Here is a 21,046-nt window from a genome sequence, read left to right as displayed (position 1 = left end):
GACTCGACTCTTATGACTGACATCCTCTAAACATCGCCTTAACGGCGTTGCGGCGTCCCCGGCCGATCCGATGGCGGCGGCGGCGGCTCCGCGCCCAGCGCGCGATAGCCGGCGGGCGTAAGCTTGCACACCACCCAGTCGGGCTTGACCGGGTTGGCAGTCCAGCGCTCGGCCCAGCCGTGCTTGACGCACGCCTCGATGGTCTTGAGCGGAACCTCCCGGCCGACATCGTCGAACAGCGGGAGTTTTCCACCGGGTTCGGCAAGGCCGCGAGCGAGATACCGCCGCTGGGCCTCGCTCGGTTGTGCGGCCGAGCCGTGCGCCGGAACCTCTTGCTCCTGCTCGTCCGAGTCGCTGTGACGGCGTGGCATCATGGTAACCAATCCGTTAACGATGATCTGAAACCTTGTTCTGAGCGGGTTTCCTTCGCCAGGTTGCGCCGATACAGTATTTGTGCGGTGGACTAAGATACCTCCGGGCGCGACCACAATCCTGGCACGCGACGGCGGCGTCTGGAAGTGTGTCCCGTCGGTTGTATGGCGGGCGCGAGCATGCCGACCCGGCCCGAACGGCTTACCGCCGGTCGAGGTCACGAGTACGGACCGGAGGCGACGACGATGGCGAAGACACCCAAAAAGCTGCAGGACCCCACGGAAGCAGCCCTATCCGCGGTTCAGGAGGCTCTGAGCGTCGCTCAGGACCACGCCGACGACCGTCGTCCGATCCGGCCACGGATCCCGATCGACGAGGCGGCCGCGCCGCCGGCCGAACGCCACGACCGACACGAACGCCCGGTTCCGCCCCGCCGTGCCGCCAATGACGACCGCCGCACCGTCGGCCAGATCCTGGCCAACATGCAGCGCCGCCCCTCCACCTTGCCCTATTGGGGCGCGCTGATCGCTGCCGCGGTGTGGCTGGGCATGGCCGGCGGGCTGTTTGCCGCCACTTTCGGCGACGATTTCCGCGCGCTCGGCTCGATGGCCGACATGGCCACCCGTCCGCACCTGCTGGCGGTCGTCGCCGGCCTCGTGCTGCCGGTGTTCTTCTTCTTCGTGGTCGCCGGCCTGATCCGGCGCTCGATCGAGCTGCGCCAGACCGCCCGCTCGATGACCGAGGTCGCGCTGCTGCTGGCCCAACCGGGCGACCTCGCCACCGACGGCATCATGACGCTGGGCCAGGCCATCCGCCGCGAGGTGTCGGCGGTCAATGACGGCATCGAGCGCGCGGTGGCCCGCGCCGGCGAGCTGGAGACCCTGGTTCGCAACGAGGTCGTCACCCTCGAGCGCTCCTACGAGCAGAACGAGATGCGGGTTCGTGCCCTGGTCGACCGCCTGGTCACCGAGCGGGAGTCGATCACCGCCCACGCCGACCGCATCGGCTCCACCATTTCCGGCGCCCACGAGGCCTTCACCCACGAAGTGCAGGGCGTCTCCGAGCGCATCAACGCCGCCATCATGGAAGCGGGCGAGCGCGTCACCATCAGCCTGGCCGACCGCGGCGAGCACATCACCGTGGCGCTCGGCCAGGTCGGCGACCAGATGATCGAGGCCATCGTCGAGAAGGGCGGCGACCTGCTGGAGCGCCTGAGCGCCACCGGCACCGAGGTCAACACCACGCTGTCGGAGTCCTCCGATCAGCTGGTCGCGGCGATGCGCGGCCAGATCGACGAGATCACCACCCGCCTCAACACCGCGACCCTCGATTTGACCGAGTCCATGGTGTCGCGCACCGACGAGATCTCCTCGGCCGTGGTCCGCACCACCAGCGACCTCGCCGAGACGCTGAACCGCCGCACCGACGAGGTGACGGCGAACATGCTGCGCACCACCGCCGAGATTGCCGAGACGCTCGGCAACCGCACCGAGGCCCTCACCACCGACGTGCTGCGCACCACCACCCAGCTTGCCGATACGCTGAGCAGCCGCACCGAAGATATGACGGCCAGCGTGGTGAAGATCACTGGCGAGCTGGCCGACACCATGACCCAGCGCACCGCCGAAATGGCGGCGACAGTGACCGCCAGCTCGCAGCAGGCCACCGAGACGCTGGAGCTCCGCTCCGCCGAAATCACCAACGCCCTGGTCACCACCGGCACCAAGCTTGCCGATGAGATCGCGTTCCGCGCCGGCGACCTCGACCGCACCCTCAAGTCCACCGGCGAAGCGCTGATCATGGACCTGTCGATGCGCGGCGGCGAGGTGGTGTGCAAGCTGGAGGACGTCGGCATCCGCGTTGCCGAGACCCTGACCGCCGGCGGCTCCGACGTCACCGAGCGGCTGGCCGCCGTCGGCACCGAGGTCTCCCAGGCCATCGCCGACCGTGGCAACGAGATGACCGAGCGGCTGGCGGTGGTCGGCGGCGAGGTGACCAAGCTGATCGCCGGTCGCGGCAACGAGATGACCGAGCGGCTGGCCGCCGTCGGCACCGAGGTGTCGAAGGCGATCGCGGTGCGCGGCAACAAGGTCACCGACTCCTTCCGCGAGACCGCCGAGACCCTCGCCACCACCATTTCGGCCAAGGGCGACGCGGTGAAGGAGATGCTCAACGCCCGCCTCAAGGCGTTCGAGGAAACCATCACCGTCCGCGGCGGCGAACTGGCCGACCGCATCGGCACCGACACCGGCGTGCTCGCCAAGCTGATCGGCGATGGCCTCGCCGACTTCGACCAGACCGTGCGCGTCCACGGCACCCAGTTGCTGGAGCAGGTGTCGCGCCGGGTCGACAGCGTTGGCGAGAGCTTCCGGGTCAATCTGTCGACGTTCGACGAGCGCGTCGCCGCCAAGACCAACGAGATCGCCGGCACGCTCGACCAGCGCATCGCCCGCATCGAGCACACCCTGGAAGCGCGCGCCCAGACCCTCAACCAGACCCTCGCCCAGCGTACGCTCGACTTCGCCAAGGCGCTCAACGACGGCTCGAACGGCACCGTCGAGCTGCTCGACCGCAAGGTTCTCGATCTGGCCAGCGTGTTCTCGCAGAAGACGCAGGAACTCGGCGACGTGCTGATCGAGCGCTCCGAGGTGGTCGACCGTCAGCTCGGCGCCCGCGCCGTCGAGATGACGAACGACATGGACACCCGCATCGCCCGGTTCGAGGAGCTGATCGTCGGCCGGCTGGAGTCGGTGTCGACCTCGATCGAGGCCCGCGGCATCGCCTTCACCGAGACGCTCACCTCCAAGGTCGAGGCGGTCACCAACACGCTGCGCACCGACGCCCAGGTGGTCGAGCGCACCCTCGCCGGCCTCAGCGATCACATCCACCAGTCGCTCGGCATCCGTGCCAACGAGGTCGCCACCGCGCTCGGCCAGCGCACCACCGAACTCGCCCAGTTGCTCGACGACCGCACCACCCACTTCACCTCGTCGGTCGGCACCCGCGCCTCGGTGGTCACCGCCGAAATCGCGGCGATCACCGAACAGCTCACCAAGCTGCTCGACGAGCGCTCGGACGCGATGGTCCAGGCACTCGGCACCCGCGCCAACGACGTGGCGAGCGTGCTCGGCCAGCGCACCACCGAGCTTGCCCAGCTGCTGGACGAACGCTCCGAGCAGATGACCGCCGCGCTCGGCTCGCGCGCCGCTGCCGCCGCCGCCGAGATCGCCACCAGCACCGACCAGCTGACGAAGATCCTCGACGAGCGCTCGGGCACGCTGGTTCAGGTGCTCGGCACCCGCGCCACCGCCGTCACCAGCGAACTGACGCTGCGCACCGAGCAGCTCACCAAGCTGCTCGACGAGCGCTCCGACGCCCTGGTGCAGGCGCTCGGCGCCCGCGCCTCGAGCGTCACCGCCGAGCTGTCGGCCTCGACCGAGCAGATGGCCCGCACCATCGACGAGCGCACCGACGCCGCCATCACCGCGCTCGGCGCCCGTGCCTCGAGCGTCACCGCAGAGCTCACCACCGGCGCCGAAGCGCTCGCCAAGATCCTGGACGAGCGCTCCGGCACCCTGGTCCAGGCGCTCGGCGGCCGTGCCGAGGAGGTGGCGATGGCGCTCGGCCGCCGCACCGCCGAGCTCGCCCACCTGCTGGAGGATCGCACCAACCGCATGGCGACGACGCTCGGCACCAGCGTCACCGCCCTCACCAACCAGCTCACCGACACCACCGACAGCATGGCCAAGATGCTGGACGAGCGCTCCGGCACCATCGTGCTCTCGCTCGGCTCGCGGGCCGACGAAGTGGCCGCCACCCTCGGCCAGCGCACCGCCGACCTGGCGCAGTTGCTGGACGACCGCGCCGCCCGCATGGCCTCGACCCTGGGCGCCAGCACCTCGTCGGTCACCAACGAACTGGCGACCAGCACCGAGACGCTCGCCAAGATGCTCGACGAGCGCTCCGGCATCATGGTGCAGGCGCTCGGCGCCCGCGCCGAAGACGCGGCCGTCACGCTCGGCGAGCGTACCGCCGAGATGGCGCAGCTGCTGGATGAGCGCACCCAGAAGATGCGCTCCACCCTCGGCGCCAGCGCCTCGGCCATCACCACCGAACTCACCGCTTCGACCGAGCATCTCGCCAGGATGCTCGAGGAGCGCTCCGGTACGATGGTGCAGGCTCTCGGCGCCCGCGCCGACGAGGTCGCGAACGAACTCGGCCAGCGCACCGTCGAGCTGGCCCAGATGCTGGACGAGCGCACCTACAAGATGACCTCGGCGCTGGGCGACCGCGTCGCCACGGTGGCGAACGACCTCACCGCCCGCACCGATGAACTGGGCAAGCTGCTCGACGAGCGCTCCAGCGCCGCCATCGTCGGCCTCGGCAGCCGCGCCGGCGAGGTTTCGAACGCGCTCGCCACGCGCACCCTCGAACTCACCCGCCTGCTCGACGAAAAGTCCTCGACGCTGGTGACGGCGCTCGACGAGCGCACCACCCGGTTCACCGGTGAGATCACCCGCATGGGCGAGACCATCACGAGGGCGGTGGAGCAGCGCGGCACCGGCATCGCGGAGTCGATCGCGGCCAGCGCTGCGGCTTTCACCCGCACGGTGTCGCAGTCGGGCGAGGCCTTGCTGCAGGCGCTCGACTCCACCGGCCGCACCACGGTCGGCGAACTGGCCTCGACCGGCGAGCAGGTCAAGACCGACGTCACCCAGATGCTGGAGCGCATGCGCGAGGCCAACGCCGCGATGCAGCAGGTGATGGTGGCGGCGACGCGCAACCTGGAGACGCTGGAAGGCGCCTTCACCGAGCGCTTCGAGGCGTTCCGCGACTCGACCGAACGCCTCAACGAGCGCGTCGTCAATCTGGAGACGATGGCAACCGGCGTCCTCAAGGACCTCGGCACGCTGTCCGAGCGCTTCCAGACCCAGGGCCAGCTGATGGCGTCGACGGCGCACACCCTCGGCGAGACCCACCGCCAGATCGACGACACCCTTGACCAGCGCCGTCACGCGCTGGAGTCGCTGTCCGGCGACATCTCGAGCTACGCCGGCGAAATCGACAAGCGCTTCAAGCACTTCGCCGATGTCGCCCGCGAGATGAAGGCAATGACGGAGGACGTCCGCGCCACGCTCGACTCCACGCGCGAGGAGATGAAGCGCGGCGTGCTCGAACTGCCGCAGGAGACCAAAGAGAGCGCCACGGCGATGCGCCGGGTGATCGCCGAGCAGATCAAGGCGCTTGGCGACCTCAACGAGATCGTGGCCCGCCATGGCCGCGGCGTCGACGTGGTGGAGCCGGCCCGCCGCACCGCCGAGGCGGCGTCCGCCGGCGGATCGGCCCGCACCGCGCGCTTCGAGGCGGCCGAACCGGCCCGGATGGCGGCACCGCCGCGGTCCGAGCCGGCGCCGCGGGCGCCGGAGCCGGCCTCCAACAACGGCGGCTGGCTGTCGGACCTGCTCGCCCGCGCCTCGCAGGAGGCCAACCCGCCGCCGGCCAAGCCCGCCTCCGGTAACGCCAGCCGGTCGGCGCGGCCGCCCCATCACGCCATCGAGTCGCTCGACTCGCTGGCAATGGACATCGCGCGCATGATCGACCACGACGCCGCGGTCGAACTATGGGAACGCTACAAACGCGGCGAGCGCAGCGTGTTCACGCGCCGGCTTTACACCCTGCAGGGCCAGCAGCGCTTCGATGAGGTCCGCCGCCGCTATCGCAGCGACGCTGAGTTCCGCACCACGGTCGACCGCTATGTCGAGGAGTTCGAGCGCCTGCTCGATCAGGTGTCGCGGCAGGACGGCGGTCAGGTGCTGACCAAGACCTACCTCACCTCCGACACCGGCAAGGTCTACACCATGCTGGCCCACGCCGCCGGCCGCTTCGACTGAGCGGCTGGCCGGGACGGCACAAAAGGGCGCGCCGCGGCGCGCCCTTTTTCGTCTGCCAGCGTGTTCCCTGACATCGCGACGTGATCGCCAGGACGCCGCGCCGATCGCCGGCACAGAAACCGTGCGCGCTACGCGCCACGACGCCGTGCCGTCCGTTGTCCGATGCCGCCCGGCCGCGGCGAAGACCTCGCGCCGTCGTCCCGGACAAGCGGCGAAGCCGCGCGATCCGGGACCCATGATCCCGCCAGGCTCGCCGTTGTCCGCACCGCCCCTAGCTGCGCGGCATCGCCCGCGCTGCCGTTGCCGCGGAAAGGTCGCGGATCATGGGGTTCGGAGTCTCAGCTTCGCTTCGCCCGGAACTCGCAGATTTTCGTCGTTGGAATCAATGATGTCACGACCATCTGCGATCGGAACCCGGCCGGCTGCCGCCGCCGTTTCAGATCCGCGCGGTCGCCCACGCCACCATGTCGCGCAGCACCACGCCGAGCGCGCGGTCGAGCGCGGCAGCCGCGCCCGCGCCGTCGGTGGCACCAGGGCCGGCGGCGTGGAACACCTTGCCGGCGACGATCCGGCCGCCGCGATCGGTCACCAGCTTGGCCGAGATCTCGACCACCGCGATCGGCAGGCCGGCTTCGACCACGACGCCGAACTGGCGAATCTCGGTGATCAGCGACCAGTCCGGCGTCAGCCGGTCGGACGGCCGACCCACCGCGCGCAGCCGGCTGGCGTTCTCGAACGCCTGGATGATGCGGGCCTGCAGCAGGTTCGGCAGCCGGTCGGTCCACTGGCTGTTGTCGGCGTAGGTCACCTCGCCCGGCCGCGGCAACACCGCGATCTGCTCGCTGTCCAGCACCTGCAGCGCCGTCGGCTGCGCCACCACCATCAGGCCGCGCGGCGTCGGCGAGGTCACCCTGACGTCGTGCGGCGCGGTGAGATCGAAGGTCGCCTTGGGCGGACCGCCACAGCCCGCCAGCGCCAGTGCGGCCGCACCAACGAGCAGCGCGACGCGAACCCCGCCCGCACCCCTGCCAGCCTGCGCCATCACCACGCTCCCCTCGCCCCGTCCGGCACACCGCACCTCGTCGCTACCGCCGTTGACTGTACTCGGGCACGCCATTGCCACCAAAGATGAACTGGCTGGGATTGCGCTCGAGCTTCCGCAACGTGCGGTCGAAATCGTTGATGGTGCGGCGACCGTCGACCGTCAGCGCCTCGAAGTCCCGCAAGCCGCGATTGGTGAAATTGGTGATGCCGACGGTGATATCGGCCGTGCGCTTGTCGAGGCGCTCGGCCAGTTCGCGGATGGCACGGGTGGCGCCGGAGATGTCGGCTGCGACGCCCTTTTCATCCGTGCCCAGCAGCCTGTCGATCTTTCCGGACGCGCTGGCGATGCTCTTCGTCGCTACCGAAGCCTCCTTGAGCAGACCGTCGACGGCCTCGGAGTTGCGCGCCAGCGCCTCGGAAAAACGGGTGACGTTCGCGATCGTGGCACGGACGTCCGTCTGGTTGTCGCTGATCAGCCGGTCGATCTTGCCGAGCACGGCCTCGGCCTGGCCGGCGACGCGGCGCACCGCGGCCGCCATGTCCTGCGTCGCCGAAGCGTCGGTGACGATACGCGGCGTGCCGCTCGGGCCGGTTGGCGGCGGCGGTGCGTCGGGCTCGCCCCCGCTCAAGCTGACCGAGGCGATGCCGGTCAGGCCCTGATACTCCAGGCTGGCCTTGGTATCGGCGCGAATCGGCGTCGAGGACTGCACCACCATCACCGCGATCACGCGGCGCGGATTGTCGGGGTCGAGCCTCAGGCTATGCACCTCGCCGACGCGGATGCCGTTGAACAGCACCGATGAGCCGGCTCTGAGGCCCGACACCGATCCGTCGAACACCACGTCGAAGGTGTTGCCGGCCGTGCGCTGCATCGGCCGCTGGAACCACCACACGAACACGAACCCGGACGCGATGACCGCCAAGGTGAACAGCCCGACGATCAGATAATTGGCCCTGGTTTCCATCGAATGCCCCGGCACCCCTTACCGCGATCCGCCCCCGGCGGGCTCCACAAGATCACACCGTGACCGCGGAGCCGCCAATTCCCGCTGCCCGCGCACGCTTGCCTCGGAAATACGCCTTGAGCCACGGATGTTCGGACTCGAGCATCACCTCGATCGGCCCTTCTGCGATCACCTTGCCGTCGGCGAGCGCGGCGATGCGGTCGCAGCTGTCGTGCAAACTGTCGAGATCGTGGGTTACCATGAAAACGGTAAGCCCCAAAGTGTGCTGCAACGTCACGATCAATTCGTCGAACTCGGCGGCGCGGATGGGGTCGAGGCCCGAGGTCGGCTCGTCGAGGAACAGGATGTCGGGGTCGAGCGCCAGCGCCCGCGCCAGCGCCGCGCGCTTGACCATGCCGCCCGACAGCTCGGAGGGGAATTTGTCGGCGGTGTCCGGCGACAGCCCGACCATGTCGAGCTTGGCGAGCGCGATTTCGTTCATCAGCCGCTCGGACACCGGCAGGTATTCCCGCATCGGCACCTGAATGTTCTGACGTACCGTCAGCGATGAGAACAGCGCGCCGTTCTGGAACAGCACGCCCCAGCGCCGTTCGAGCTCGCGGTGGGTGGCGCGGTCGCAGCCGTCGAGGTCGATGCCGCACACCTCCACCAAGCCGGCCCGCTTGGGCAACAGGCCGAGGATGGTGCGCATCAGCACCGATTTACCGCCGCCCGAGGTGCCGACGAAGCCGAGGATCTCGCCGCGCCAGACGTCGAGATCGACGCCCTTGAGCACCAGCGCGCTGCCGAACCCCACTTCGAGGTTGCGGACACGGATGATCGGATCGTTCGAGTTCGCCACCGGCCGACCCTCACATGTCCACGGCAGCGAAGAACATGGCGAACAGCCCGTCGAGCACCATCACCATGAAAATCGCCTTCACCACCGAGGCGGTGGTCCGCAGCCCGAGCGACTCGGCGCTGCCCTGCACGCGGAACCCCTCGACGCAGGCGATCAGCCCGATCACCAGCGCCATGAACGGCGCCTTGATCAGGCCGACCTGGAAGGTCGACAGCGAGATCGCCTCGCGCAGCCGGTCGAGATAGACGTCCGGGCTCATGCCGCCATAGAGCCAGGTGACCATCCCGCCGCCGGTGAGCGCCGATATCGCCCCGATGAAGGTGAGCAGCGGCATGACGATGATCAGCGCGATCAGGCGCGGCAACACCAGCACCTCGATCGGGTCGAGCCCCATCACCCGCAACGCGTCGGTCTCCTCGCGCATCCGCATCGAGCCGAGTTCGGCGGTGTAGGCCGAGCCCGAGCGGCCGGCGAGCATGATCGCCACCAGCAGCACGGCGAGCTCGCGAAGGGTGAGGATGCCGATCATGTCGACGACGTAGGTTTCGGCGCCGAACTTGCGGAAATGGAAGATGCCCTGCTGGGCGACGATAGCGCCGATCAGAAAGGTCATCAGCATGATGATCGGCACCGCGCCGATGCCGGCGCGATCGATCTGATGGACGATGGCGATCGGCCGGAATTGTGCCGGCCGGCGCAGCGCACGGCCGGCGGCCGCCATCGTCTCGCCGAGGAACTCGGTGATCTGGACGAAATCGCGGGCGATGCCGACCACGGCTGCGCCGGTGATCTCGACGAACCACCGGATGCCGTTGGAGGGGAGGACCGGCGGCGGCTCGCGCCGGTTGGCCTCGTGCATGCTGGCGATCAACGCGTCGAACCGCGGATCGAGCCCCACCATCCGGATTTCGGTCGATTTGCCGCGCTCCTGGCGCAGCAGCCGCTCGATCAGCCACGCGCCGTAGGTATCGAGCCGCTCGATGCGCGCCAGCCGAAGTTCGACATTATCGACGGCGGCGGCCTCCTCGCCCACCGCCTCCACCAGCTTTTCCAGCTCCGCCGCGCGCGCGGACGTCCAGGTTCCGCCAGCCTCGATCACCAGGCTGCGGCCCCGGATGGTGCTCTGCAAAAGCGGGCCGCCGGTCAAGAGGGAGCTCCCGGAGTTAAGGTCTTGTCGCAAGACGCATCTGGCTGATACTACCGAGCAGTGTCCGCCCGTCGAGGGCTCCCTGAGCACACTCAATGGAAATCGAAAAGCCGTACCTGCTTTTTCTCGGTGACGCGCCCGACGCGCTCGCGGCCAAGACCGCACAAGGAATCGTCGACTGGCGGCGCGATTGGTGCGTCGGCCAGTTGCGGCTGCCCGGCTGCCTGGCCGACACCGGCCTTCCCGACCTCGATATTGCAACCGCGCGCGCGCGCGGCGGAAAAACCCTGATCGTCGGCGTCGCCAATGCCGGCGGCGTGCTGCCGCCGCACTGGGCCGCCCCCATCGTCGCCGCCATCGCGGCAGGCATGGATGTCGCCGCCGGCCTGCACATGAAGCTGGCCGACAACCCCGAGATCGCGGCCGCCGCCGCCAAGCACGGCCGCCGGCTGTTCGACGTCCGCCACTCCACCGAGCGTTTTGCCACCGGCAAGGGCGTGAAGCGGCCGGGCAAGCGGCTGCTCACCGTCGGCACCGACTGCTCGGTCGGCAAGAAGTACACCGCCTTGGCGCTGGAGCGGGCGATGACGGCGCGGGGCTACCATGCCGACTTCCGCGCCACCGGCCAGACCGGCGTGTTCATCTCCGGCCGCGGCGTGTCGGTCGACGCGGTGGTGGCCGATTTCATCTCCGGTGCCGCCGAATGGCTGACGCCGGCCAACGATCCCGACCACTGGGACGTGGTCGAGGGCCAGGGCTCGCTGTTCCACCCCTCCTTCGCCGGCGTCACGCTCGGCCTGCTCCATGGCGCCCAGCCCGACGCCTTCGTGGTGTGCCACGAGCCGACCCGCACCCGGATGCGCGGCGTCGAGCACCGGCTGCCAACCATCCGCGAGGTCATCGACCTGACGGTCCAGTGCGGCCGGCTGACCAACCCGGACATCCGCTGCGTCGGCATCGCGGTCAACACCGAGCGCTTGTCCGATGAGGAGGCCCGGCGCGTCATCGCGGAGACCGTCCGTGCCGAGGGCCTGCCGGCCACCGACCCGGTGCGGTTCGGCGTCGAGGCCATCGTCGACAAGATCGCCGAGGAGTTCGGCCTGCCGTGAACGCCACGCCTGCCCGCCATCTGGACGTCCGCGCCGAGACCTTTCCAATCGCCGGCTCCTTCACCATTTCACGGGGCTCCCGCACCGAGAGCCAGGTGGTGGTGGTGGAAATCGTCCAGGGGCCGTTGCGGGGCCGCGGCGAATGCGTGCCCTACCCGCGCTATGGCGAGACCGTGGAGGGCACCATCGCCGCCATCAAGGCGATCGCGCAGGACATCGAGAACGGGCTGACCCGCGAGCAACTGCGACAGCAGATGCGCGCCGGCGCTGCCCGCAACGCCGTCGATTGCGCGCTGTGGGACCTGGAGGCCAAGATCAGCCGGCGGCCGGTGTTCCGTCTCGCCGGGTTGCCCGAGCCCAAGCCGGTGGTCACCGCCTTCACCATCTCGTTCGGCAGGCCGGAGGTGATGGCCGCCGCCACCGCCGCGGCGTCGAGCCGGCCGCTGCTCAAGATCAAGCTCGGCGGCCCCGGCGACGTCGAGCGCATCCGCGCGGTGCGGGCGAACGCGCCGCGGGCGCGCCTGATCGTCGATGCCAACGAGGGCTGGACCGCGGAGACGCTGGAGACCAACCTCGCCGCCTGCGCCGAGGCCGAGGTCGAGATGGTCGAGCAGCCGCTTCCGGTCCATCGCGACGCCGTGCTGGGCGCGATCCCGCGGCCGATTCCGATCTGCGCCGACGAAAGCGTTCACGACTGCGCCACGCTGGCGCCGCTGATCGGCCGCTACGACGCCATCAACATCAAGCTCGACAAGACCGGCGGCCTCACCGAGGCAATCGACCTGGCGCGGGAGGCCCGCAATCTCGGGCTCGACCTGATGATCGGCTGCATGGTCGGCTCCTCGCTGGGCATGGCGCCGGCGACGCTGCTCGCCCAGGACGCCCGCTGGGTCGACCTCGACGGGCCGCTGCTGCTCGCCCAGGACCGCATCGCCGGCCTGCGCTACGTCGGCTCGCTGCTCCATCCGCCCGAGCCCGCACTGTGGGGCTGAAGCCGGCGCACGACAGCGGCCGCCGAACCAGCTAGCTGCCACCCCGCTTGGCGACCAGCCGGGGGCCGAACGCAATCACCGCGCCGCCGAACGCGGCGAGCCCGGCCATCACCGGAAACACCCCGGCGCCGAGCGTCGGATAGAGCTGCCCGGCCAGCGCGATCGCCCCGGCCAGCGCCACCCCCTGCGCCGTCGAGCCGGCCGCCTGCGCCCGCGCCTCGGCGCCGGGCGCCGCCGCCGCGGCGAGCGCGGCCACCATGCCGAGATAGGTGGCGGCGAAGCTGAAGGCGTGCAGGCACTGCAGCAGCAGCAGCGGCACCCCGACCGGATCGAGCCCCATCAGCAGCCAGCGCACCACCGCCGCCGCCGCGCCCGCGCCCATCAGCGTGCGCGGGCCGATCCACGCCGGCAGCCGGGCGGACGCGAAGAACAGCGTGACCTCGGCGGCAACCCCCATCGCCCACAGCGCGCCGATGGTGGGGGCGTCGAGGCCGAGGTCGCGCCAATGCAGCGAGCCCAGGCCATAGATCGCGCCGTGGCTGCCCTGGATCAGCGCCACCCCCAGCACGATCACCGCGACGCCCGGCGACATCAACCCGCGGGTCGGCGGCGTCGGCACGGCGGCCGCAGGGCCGCTCACGGTGTCCCGGACCAGGACGATCGCCGTCGCGACGGTCACGAACTGCAGGCCGACCACCATCCAGACGATGCTGGCGACCGGCAGGACGCCGATCAGCACGCCGCTGACCAGATTGGCGGCAATGAACGACAGCGAGCCCCACAGCCGTACCCGGCCGAACCCGCCCGGCCGCTTGGCGAGGCGGCGCACGGCGAGGCTGTCGAACAGCGGCAACGCCGAGGCGGCACACGCCTGCGCCAGCGCGTTGGCCGCCAGCAGCGGCCAGAAGCCGTCGACCGCGGCGAGCAGCACGTAGCTGGCCATCGCCAGCGCCGCCACCCCGCGCAGCACCGCGACCGGCCGGCGGCTGCGGTCGGCAACCTCGGCCACCAGCGGCGCGATCAGGATGCGCAAGACGATGGGGGCGCCGATGACAAGCCCGATCTCGCCGGCGTCGAGCCCACGTGCCGCCAGCCAGACCGGCAGAAACGGCAGGTTGACCCCGACCATGGCAAACAGGGCGCCATAGATCGCGCCATACCGCCAAAGGGGTATGGATTCAAAAGGCATAGCGGGTGTTTCCAGATGACCGTTAAACTCGGGTGAACGATTCGCGAGGCATCGTGCCCGTGTCCGCCCGTAACACGGCGAGATGGAGAGAAATTGCCATGGCCGGACTCCCCGTACCATCGTCGATTTCCGATGCGGATTACGAGGCCATTGAGGCAGCGGTGGTCGAAACCACCCGTGGCCGCTGGTTCCTTGGCGAATACGCCCGGCGTAACCGCTACGCAGAAACCCAGCGCCTGGTCGAGATTCTCGAGCGCCTGGAAACCAAAATCGACTCGCCGCCGCAAGATCCGCAGCTGGAGCGGGTGCGGATGAGCATCCTGGAGATGGCCCAGGCCATCGCACGCACCAAGGACGAAATCGCCGCCATCAAGCCGACCCAGCAGGTCGAGGGCCGCTTTGGCGAGGCGACGGTGGAACTCGACGCCATCGTCACCACCACCGAGACCGCCACGGACGATATCCTCCACGCCGCCGAGCAGATCCAGGAGGTCGCCTGGACCCTGCGCGAGCGCGGCTTCGACGGCCCGATCTGCGACATGCTCGACGAGCGGGCGACCGACATCTACTCCGCCTGCTCATTCCAGGACCTCACCGGCCAGCGCACCCGCAAGGTGATCAACGTCCTGCGCTACCTCGAAGCCCGCATCAACGCGATGATCGACATCTGGGGGGTCGAGGGCGCCCTGCCGGAGCGGGCGGAAGCCGCCGCCAAGGCCGAGGCCGGCGACGTGCCGCTCGGCCGCAAGCTCGCCCACGGTCCGGCCGTGCCCGGCAGCGGCCTCGGCCAGAACGCGGTCGACGCCATGCTCGAGCCGGCGGCGGCCGAGGGTGGGTTCGGTGCCAGCGAGTTCGCGGCGCTGTCGATCGACGACATCATGGCCGCCGAGATCGCCGAGTTCCAGGCGGTGGCCAGCAACGACCACGAGGCGCCCGCAGCCGCCGCGCCGGCGGCCGAGCTGGAGGACGCCGAATTCGTCGCCTTCGAAGCCGCGGCTACGGTCACCGAGGCGGCGGCGGTCGAGGCCATCGACGGCGAGATCACCAACCTGGAAGTCGCCAACCTGGCGACCGCCGACAACGAGACCGGCGATGTCGAGGCCATCGACCTGGACGCCATCGATCTGGACGCGATTGATCTCGGCGTGGACGACCTGGAGGTGGTCGATCTGGAGGTGATCGATCTGGCGGAAGCCGAGGTCGAGGCCGTCGCATCGCAACCGGCCACCGTGGCGGACGCCGCGGCCGCGGACGCCGCCGAGCAGGACGAAATCGGTCGGGAGATCGTCGACCTCGACGCCCTGGCCGGCGATGTGGTGGCGGCCAAGCCGGCCGTGAGCGGCGCCGACAACAGCTTCGAAATCGAGATCGGCGGCGGCGCGGCCACCGTGGTCGCGACGAACGACGGCGTTCCGCAGACGGAAGACGCGCCCTCGATCGCCTCCAACCTTGAGGTCCGCATCGTCGACGCCGACATCGTCGACGCCCTGGAGCCCGACGCCCTCGACCAATTGTTCGCGGCCGACGCCCCCGAGGCCGCGAGCGAGGCGGCCGCTCCGCACGAGGCCACCGCCGAGACCGACGCCCTGCCGGAGCTCGCGTTCGGTCAGCCCTCGATCGCCCCGGCGCTGCCGCCGGCCGAATCGAGCGCCGTGCGGTTGTCCACGTCCGATATCGACCAGTTGACCCCGGCCGAGCGGACCGCGCTGTTCACCTGATCGCGCCGCCGCTCACCCGCCCGCCAGGATGCGGGCGTAGAGGTCGCGGTCGACATTGCCGCCGGACATCACCACCGCAATGGTGGCGGCGCCGCGGAAGCGCCCCGCCAGCACCGCCGCCAGCGCGACCGCCCCGCCCGGCTCGACCACCAGCTTCAACTCGTCGAAGGCGAAGCGCATAGCGGTTTCGACCTCGGCATCGCTCACCGCCACGCCCTCGCCGACCAGGCGACGGGTGATCTCGAAGGTGATTTCGCCGGGCGAGGCCATCAGCAGCGCGTCGCAGATCGAGCCGGCGAGGCGATCGTTGCTCTCGCGGCGGCCGGAGGCGAACGAACGGGCGTGGTCGTCGAACCCCGCCGGCTCCGCGCTCACGATCCGGGCCGCGGCAAACCGCTCCGCGATCGCCAGGGCGACGCCGGCGATCAGGCCGCCGCCCGAGGCCGGCACCACCACCACGTCCGGCTCCAGCCCGCGTTCGACGCAATCCTCGGCGATCTCCAGCCCCACCGTGCCCTGCCCGGCGATGATGTCGGCGTCGTCGAACGGCGGCACCACGGTGGCGCCGCGCACGGCGGCGAGCCGGCTGCCGATCTCCTCGCGGCTTTCGCGCACGCGGTCGTAGGTCACCACCTCGGCCCCGAAGGCGCGGGTGCGGGCGATCTTGGCGCGCGGCGCGTCGGCCGGCATCACGATGGTGGCTGGCATCGCAAACAGCCGCGCCGCCGCCGCCACCCCCTGGGCGTGATTGCCCGATGACCACGCCACCACCCCGGCCGACCGCCGCTCCGGCGCGATCTGCGCGATCTTGTTGTAGGCGCCGCGAAACTTGAAGGCGCCGGTGCGCTGGAACATCTCCGGCTTCACCACCACCCGAGCGCCGACCGCGGCGTCCAGCACCGGAAACGACAGCAGCGGCGTGCGCACCGCGACCCCGGCAAGGCGGGCCGCCGCGTCGTGGACGTCAGCGGCCGTGGGAAGTGCGCGAGGGCGATGCGACGCCGACATACCGGTCATGGGAGAAACCCGCTGCAGTCAGAGATCCAAACATCTGGCGAAGCGAATCGCTCCGGCAACCGAGCCTTGACGGTAGGCGCCGAAACGGTGATGCAGGGAGGCCCCCTGCGAGGATCCCGCCGCGTCATGTCCGGTTCCCAATCGCGCGTTCTGATCCTGATGAGCAGGACCGGCGGTGGCCATCTGGCCAGCGCCCGCGCACTTGCCGCCGAATTCGAACGCCAGCGTCCCGGCACCGCGGTCGAGATCGTCGACGTCCTGATCGACCATCTGATCTATCCGATCAACCGCCTGCCCGGAAGCTACGACCTCCTGGTCAACCATGCGCCCTGGCTGTGGAAGCTGCTGTGGCAGCGCACCAGCTGGCCGCAACTGACCCGTCTGCTGTCGCGCGCGGTGCGGGTGATGTCCCGCCCCCGCATCCGCCGCATGCTGACGGCGGCGGCGCCGGACCTGGTGGTGTCGGTGCACCCGCTGGTCAACGCGCTGGTGGCGCCGGTGCTGGCCGACGTCGCCCCGGCGACGCCGTTCGCCACCGTGGTCACCGATCTTGGCTCGATCCACCCGACCTGGTTCGACGGCGCCACCACGGCACTGTTCGTGCCGACCGAGCGGGCAGCCGCGGCCGCGGTCAAGGCCGGCCGGCCGCGCGCCACCATCCACGCCTGCGGCCTGCCGGTGCGCGCCACCTTTGCCGAGGCCCCGTCCGACCGCGCCGAGGCGCGCGCCGCCTTCGGCATGGTGCCAAATCTGCCGGCCGTGCTGGTGATGGGCGGTGGCGACGGCATCGGCCCGGTCGGCGACATCGTTCGAGCGCTAGCCGGCGCGCTGGGCCAAGGCCGGGCGCTGGGCCAGGTCGTCGTGGTGTGCGGGCGCAATTCGAAGCTGAAGAACGAACTCGCCGCGGACACCTGGCCGGCGCCGGTCACCGTGCTCGGCTTCGTCGACCAGATGGCCGAACTGATGCACGCCTCGGACCTCCTGGTCACCAAGGCCGGCCCCGGCACCATCGCCGAGGCCACCATCTGCGGCCTGCCGATCCTGTTCTCCGGCTTCATCCCCGGCCAGGAGGAAGGCAATGTCGACTACGTCGTCGACCATGGCGGCGGCCTGTTCGTGAAGGACCCGGCGGTGATCGCCAGGACCGTGGTCGCGCTGTTCGGCGCGGAGCGGGCCAGACTGGCGGCGATGGCGGCGAAATCGCGCGCGCTCGGCCACCCCCGCGCCACCGAGGAGATCGTCGGGACGCTGTGCGGCCTGCTGGCGCCCTCATCCTGAGCAGCCCGCGACAGCGGCGTCGAACCTTATCCTGAGAAGCGGCCGCAAGGCCGTCGCGAACGATGATCCCGAAGTCTCGGAAATGCCCTCATGCTTCGAGACGGCGCAAGAGCGCCTCCTCAGCATGAGGCCTGGGCGGAGACCGCGAATCCGGCCCATAGGGCGTTGTTATTTCGCATTTTCTTTCACACAACCGGATCCCACTTGTGTGGAAAATGCTCTATCCCGCCCGCCGCACCACCGTCTCGGCATTGCCGACGAACAGCCGGGCGCTGGCCTCCCAGCTGTGGCGCAGCGCAAACTCGCGGCAGCGCTCGCGCGGAATCTCCAGCGCGGCGAGGCAGGCGCGCCTCAAATCCTCGTCCAGCACCCCGACCGGCTCATCGCCGATGACGTCGAGCGGGCCCGCCACCGGGAAGGCGGCGACCGGCACGCCGGACGCCAGCGCCTCCAGCATCACGTTGCCGAACACGTCGGTGCGGCTCGGAAACACCAGCACATCGGCGCCGGCGTAATGGATTGCCAGCTCATCGCTGTCCTTGGCGCCGACAAACCTCGCCTCGGGATAGCGCCGCTCCAGCGTCGCCCGCGAGGGACCATCGCCCACCACCAGCTTGGTGCCGGGCAGGTCGAGTGCGAGGAACGCCTCGACGTTCTTCTCCACCGCGACGCGCCCGACATAAAGGAACACCGGCCGCTTGAGGCCGAGATCGGCATCGAGGCGCGGCCGGAACAGATCGGCGTCGACGCCACGGGTCCACCGCATCACGTTCCGGAAGCCGCGCGTGCGCAGATCGCGCTCCATCGAGTCGGTCACCACCATCACACCGGCGCCGGCATTGTGGAACCAGCGCAGCACCGCGTAGCTCAGCGCCTGCGGCACCGGCATGCGGGCGGCGATGTATTCGGGAAACTTGGTGAGATAGGAGGTGGTGAAGCGCCGTCCCGCCTCCAGGCAGGCGCCGCGGGCGAGAAAGCCGAGCGGCCCCTCGGTGGCGATGTGGATGTGGTCGGCGCCGGATGCCCGGATGCGCTGCGCCACGATGGACGGCCGCGCCAGCGACAGCGGAATCTCCGGATAGCCCGGCATCGGCACCGTGGCGAATTCCTGCGGCGTCAGGAATTCGAACGTCACGCCGAGCCGCGCCGCGGCAGCGCTGGTCTGCTGGAGCGCCCGGACGACGCCGTTGCGCTGCGGTTGCCACGCATCCGTCGCAACCAGGATCTTCATCGGACCGTTCCTCGCATCGGCTGTGCCGGCACCGATGTGGCCGACACCGCTGCCGCGGTCAACCCGATGGGAATGCCCTCCCGGCACAGCAGGGCCGCGTCGATGGCCGGGACGCGACACCCACGGCGGCGGCAGCCCGCAAAAGCCGTACCACAAGTTATTGAACTTCATCATAAAACGTCTCACCGGCACCGGGCTCGCGCTCCTGCGTGCGCGGCACCCGGCGCACGGCACCGCGCGTCGGCGCGTCAGGCGGCGACACGGGCCGCCGGCACCGCGCCGGCCTCGATCTCGTCGTCCACCTCGAGCGTCGCCGCCGTCCGCCGGGTCCAGGTGATGATCTCGAACCGGCCGTCGTCATGTTCGGCCACCGCCGTGCAGCTCTCCACCCAGTCGCCGCAATTGATGTAACGGATACCGTAATCGTCGCTGATGGCGGCGTGGTGGATATGCCCGCAGATCACGCCGTCGACTTGATGCCGCAGGGCTTCGTTGGCGAGGGTGGTCTCGAACTCGCCGATATAGTTGACGGCGTTCTTGACCTTCAGCTTGGCCCATTGCGACAGCGACCAGTAGCTGAGGCCGAACAGCCGGCGGGCGCGATTGAGGTAGGTATTGACGCCGAGCGCGAACACGTAGGCCCAGTCGCCGAGGAAGGCGAGCCAGCGGGCGTGCCGCACCACCAGATCGAAGATATCGCCGTGGATCACCAGATAGCGCTTGCCGTCGGCGGCCTGGTGGATCGCGGTCTCCTGCACCTCGATGCCGCCGAAATGGGTGCCGTAATAGTTGCGCAGAAACTCGTCGTGATTGCCCGGCAGCAGAATGATGCGTGAGCCCTTGCGCGCCTTGCGCAGCATCTTCTGGACGATGTCGTTGTGCGCCTGAGGCCAGTACCAGCCGCTGCGCAGCCGCCAGCCGTCGATGATGTCGCCGACCAGATAGATGGTGTCGGCGTCGTTGTGGCGAATGAAGTCGAGCAGAAGGTCGGCCTGGCACCCCTTGGTTCCGAGATGAACGTCGGAGATGAACAGCGACCTGTAGCGGCGCGCTTGTGTCATTGGTGTCTCACGCTGGCTACGCCTTCCAGGGAACGGCCGCGCCAGACATAACGTGAGTCAGACAACCGATTTATGACGGTACCGCGCTGCAACACCGATCCCGCCGCGACCGCATCCGCGACGTTTGTCGTTGCAATCGAGCAACATATGCGGCCAAATTGTCACGCTGCCGAGCGGCCGAACTTGCGTGCCCCGATGGCCGGACGCAAGATTGCCGGCTCAGCCGCCCTTGAGTGTCACCGATCCGGTTCCTGTCATGAAGCTCTGCCGCCACGGCCCGCCCGGCCGCGAGAAGTCTGGACTTGTCGCGGCCGACGGATCGGTTCGTGATCTGTCCGGCGTATTGGCGGAGCTGAACGGCACCACCGACATCACCGGCAGCGCGCTGGCACCGCGCACCCTTGCCAAGCTCAAGAAGATCAACCCCGACAAGCTGCCGAAGGTGTCGAGCCGCGCCCGCGTCGGCGCCTGCGTCGGCGGCACCCGCAACTTCATCGCGGTGGGCATGAACTATGCCGACCACGCCGCCGAGACCGGCTCCGAGGTGCCGAAGGAGCCGATCCTGTTCAACAAGGCGCCGTCGTGCATCGTCGGCCCCGACGACAATGTGATGATCCCGCCCGGCGCCAAGAAGACCGATTGGGAGGTCGAGCTGGCGGTGGTGATCGGCTCCAAGGCGCGCTACGTCGAGGAGAAGGACGCGCTGAAATTCGTTGCCGGCTTCTGCATCTGCAACGACGTGTCCGAGCGCAGCTTCCAGATGGAGCGCGCCGGCCAGTGGATGAAGGGCAAGAGCTGCGAGAGCTTCGGCCCGCTGGGGCCGTGGCTGGTGACGCCGGACGAAATCAAGGACGTCCAGAACCTCGACATGTGGCTCGACGTCAACGGCACGCGGATGCAGACCGGATCGACCAAGACCATGGTGTTCGGCGTCGCCTATCTGATCTCCTACATCAGCCATTTCATGGTGCTGGAGCCGGGCGACGTCATCACCACCGGCACCCCGCCCGGCGTCGGCATGGGCAAGAAGCCGCCGCGCTATCTCCGCCCCGGCGACGTCATCACCCTCGGCGTCCAGGGCCTCGGCATGCAATGCCAGAAGGTGGTGCCGTTCGCGTGAGGCGACGGGCACCCTCGCCGCGTCATCCCGGACAAGCGCCGCAGGCGCGCGACCCGGGATCGTCAGAAGAC

15 protein-coding genes are annotated in these 21,046 nt (G+C 69.6%); 6 read left to right on the top strand and 9 right to left on the bottom strand.

Annotated features, from left to right (window positions below; genetic code table 11):
- Positions 1-38: 38 nt before the first annotated feature.
- Positions 39-374: a hypothetical protein gene (locus BVIR_RS04695; protein ID WP_197604401.1), complete on the bottom strand. Its 336-nt coding sequence runs from the start codon at positions 372-374 to the stop codon at positions 39-41.
- Between the two features lie 243 nt (positions 375-617).
- Here BVIR_RS04695 and BVIR_RS04690 point away from each other — a divergent pair, with 243 nt between their 5' ends.
- Positions 618-6,263: an apolipoprotein A-IV repeat region-like domain-containing protein gene (locus BVIR_RS04690; RefSeq protein WP_055036652.1), complete on the top strand. Its 5,646-nt coding sequence runs from the start codon at positions 618-620 to the stop codon at positions 6,261-6,263.
- A 436-nt stretch (positions 6,264-6,699) separates the two neighbouring features.
- Here BVIR_RS04690 and BVIR_RS04685 read toward each other — a convergent pair whose 3' ends face one another.
- Genes BVIR_RS04685 through BVIR_RS04670 form a run of 4 tightly spaced genes read right to left on the bottom strand, consistent with a single transcriptional unit; the run spans position 6,700 to position 10,260 of the window.
- Positions 6,700-7,305 carry an ABC-type transport auxiliary lipoprotein family protein gene (locus BVIR_RS04685; protein ID WP_055036651.1) on the bottom strand — a complete coding sequence of 202 codons (606 nt, stop codon included), beginning with the start codon at positions 7,303-7,305 and terminating at the stop codon, positions 6,700-6,702.
- A gap of 43 nt (positions 7,306-7,348) precedes the next feature.
- A complete protein-coding gene (locus BVIR_RS04680) occupies positions 7,349-8,272 on the bottom strand; it encodes an MlaD family protein (RefSeq protein WP_055036650.1) in 924 nt (307 codons plus the stop codon).
- A 52-nt stretch (positions 8,273-8,324) separates the two neighbouring features.
- On the bottom strand, positions 8,325-9,113 hold the full coding sequence (locus tag BVIR_RS04675; protein WP_236823708.1) for an ABC transporter ATP-binding protein: 789 nt from the start codon (positions 9,111-9,113) through the stop codon (positions 8,325-8,327).
- A gap of 10 nt (positions 9,114-9,123) precedes the next feature.
- A complete protein-coding gene (locus BVIR_RS04670; RefSeq protein ID WP_055036648.1) occupies positions 9,124-10,260 on the bottom strand; it encodes an MlaE family ABC transporter permease in 1,137 nt (378 codons plus the stop codon).
- Between the two features lie 95 nt (positions 10,261-10,355).
- Between BVIR_RS04670 and dgcN the strand changes: the two genes are divergently transcribed.
- Entirely contained in the window at positions 10,356-11,369 is a 1,014-nt protein-coding gene (gene dgcN, locus BVIR_RS04665; RefSeq protein WP_055036647.1) for an N-acetyltransferase DgcN, read from the top strand.
- Positions 11,366-12,361: an N-acetyl-D-Glu racemase DgcA gene (gene dgcA / locus BVIR_RS04660; RefSeq protein ID WP_055036646.1), complete on the top strand. Its 996-nt coding sequence runs from the start codon at positions 11,366-11,368 to the stop codon at positions 12,359-12,361. The genes dgcN and dgcA overlap by 4 nt, the downstream gene beginning before the upstream one ends.
- Before the next feature lie 31 nt (positions 12,362-12,392).
- On the opposite strand, the gene BVIR_RS04655 is transcribed toward dgcA, so the two are convergent.
- Positions 12,393-13,550: an MFS transporter gene (locus BVIR_RS04655; protein ID WP_169788582.1), complete on the bottom strand. Its 1,158-nt coding sequence runs from the start codon at positions 13,548-13,550 to the stop codon at positions 12,393-12,395.
- 98 nt (positions 13,551-13,648) lie between these two features.
- On the opposite strand from BVIR_RS04655, the gene BVIR_RS04650 reads away from it, so the two are divergent.
- Positions 13,649-15,268, top strand: a complete 1,620-nt coding sequence (locus BVIR_RS04650; protein ID WP_055036644.1) for a hypothetical protein — start codon at positions 13,649-13,651, stop codon at positions 15,266-15,268.
- Between the two features lie 12 nt (positions 15,269-15,280).
- Here the strand turns inward: BVIR_RS04650 and BVIR_RS04645 are convergent, their stop codons facing one another.
- Positions 15,281-16,276 (bottom strand): threonine ammonia-lyase, encoded by a 996-nt coding sequence (locus BVIR_RS04645; RefSeq protein WP_055038683.1) that lies wholly within the window; start codon positions 16,274-16,276, stop codon positions 15,281-15,283.
- Between the two features lie 135 nt (positions 16,277-16,411).
- Here BVIR_RS04645 and BVIR_RS16665 point away from each other — a divergent pair, with 135 nt between their 5' ends.
- The gene (locus BVIR_RS16665; RefSeq protein WP_055036643.1) at positions 16,412-17,563 is read left to right on the top strand and encodes an MGDG synthase family glycosyltransferase; all 1,152 of its coding nucleotides are present in this window, start codon (positions 16,412-16,414) and stop codon (positions 17,561-17,563) included.
- A gap of 220 nt (positions 17,564-17,783) precedes the next feature.
- On the opposite strand, the gene BVIR_RS04635 is transcribed toward BVIR_RS16665, so the two are convergent.
- Both BVIR_RS04635 and BVIR_RS04630 read right to left on the bottom strand, forming a co-directional pair.
- Positions 17,784-18,794, bottom strand: coding sequence for a glycosyltransferase family 4 protein (locus BVIR_RS04635; protein WP_055036642.1), 1,011 nt, complete (start codon positions 18,792-18,794; stop codon positions 17,784-17,786).
- Positions 18,795-19,042: 248 nt separating this feature from the next.
- A complete protein-coding gene (locus BVIR_RS04630; RefSeq protein WP_055036641.1) occupies positions 19,043-19,855 on the bottom strand; it encodes a UDP-2,3-diacylglucosamine diphosphatase in 813 nt (270 codons plus the stop codon).
- A gap of 256 nt (positions 19,856-20,111) precedes the next feature.
- On the opposite strand from BVIR_RS04630, the gene BVIR_RS04625 reads away from it, so the two are divergent.
- Entirely contained in the window at positions 20,112-20,975 is an 864-nt protein-coding gene (locus tag BVIR_RS04625; RefSeq protein ID WP_055036640.1) for a fumarylacetoacetate hydrolase family protein, read from the top strand.
- Positions 20,976-21,046: the final 71 nt, after the last annotated feature.

Origin of the sequence: Blastochloris viridis (assembly GCF_001402875.1) — a bacterium.
GTDB lineage: Bacteria > Pseudomonadota > Alphaproteobacteria > Rhizobiales > Xanthobacteraceae > Blastochloris > Blastochloris viridis.
This window is presented reverse-complemented; position numbering and strand designations above follow the sequence as displayed.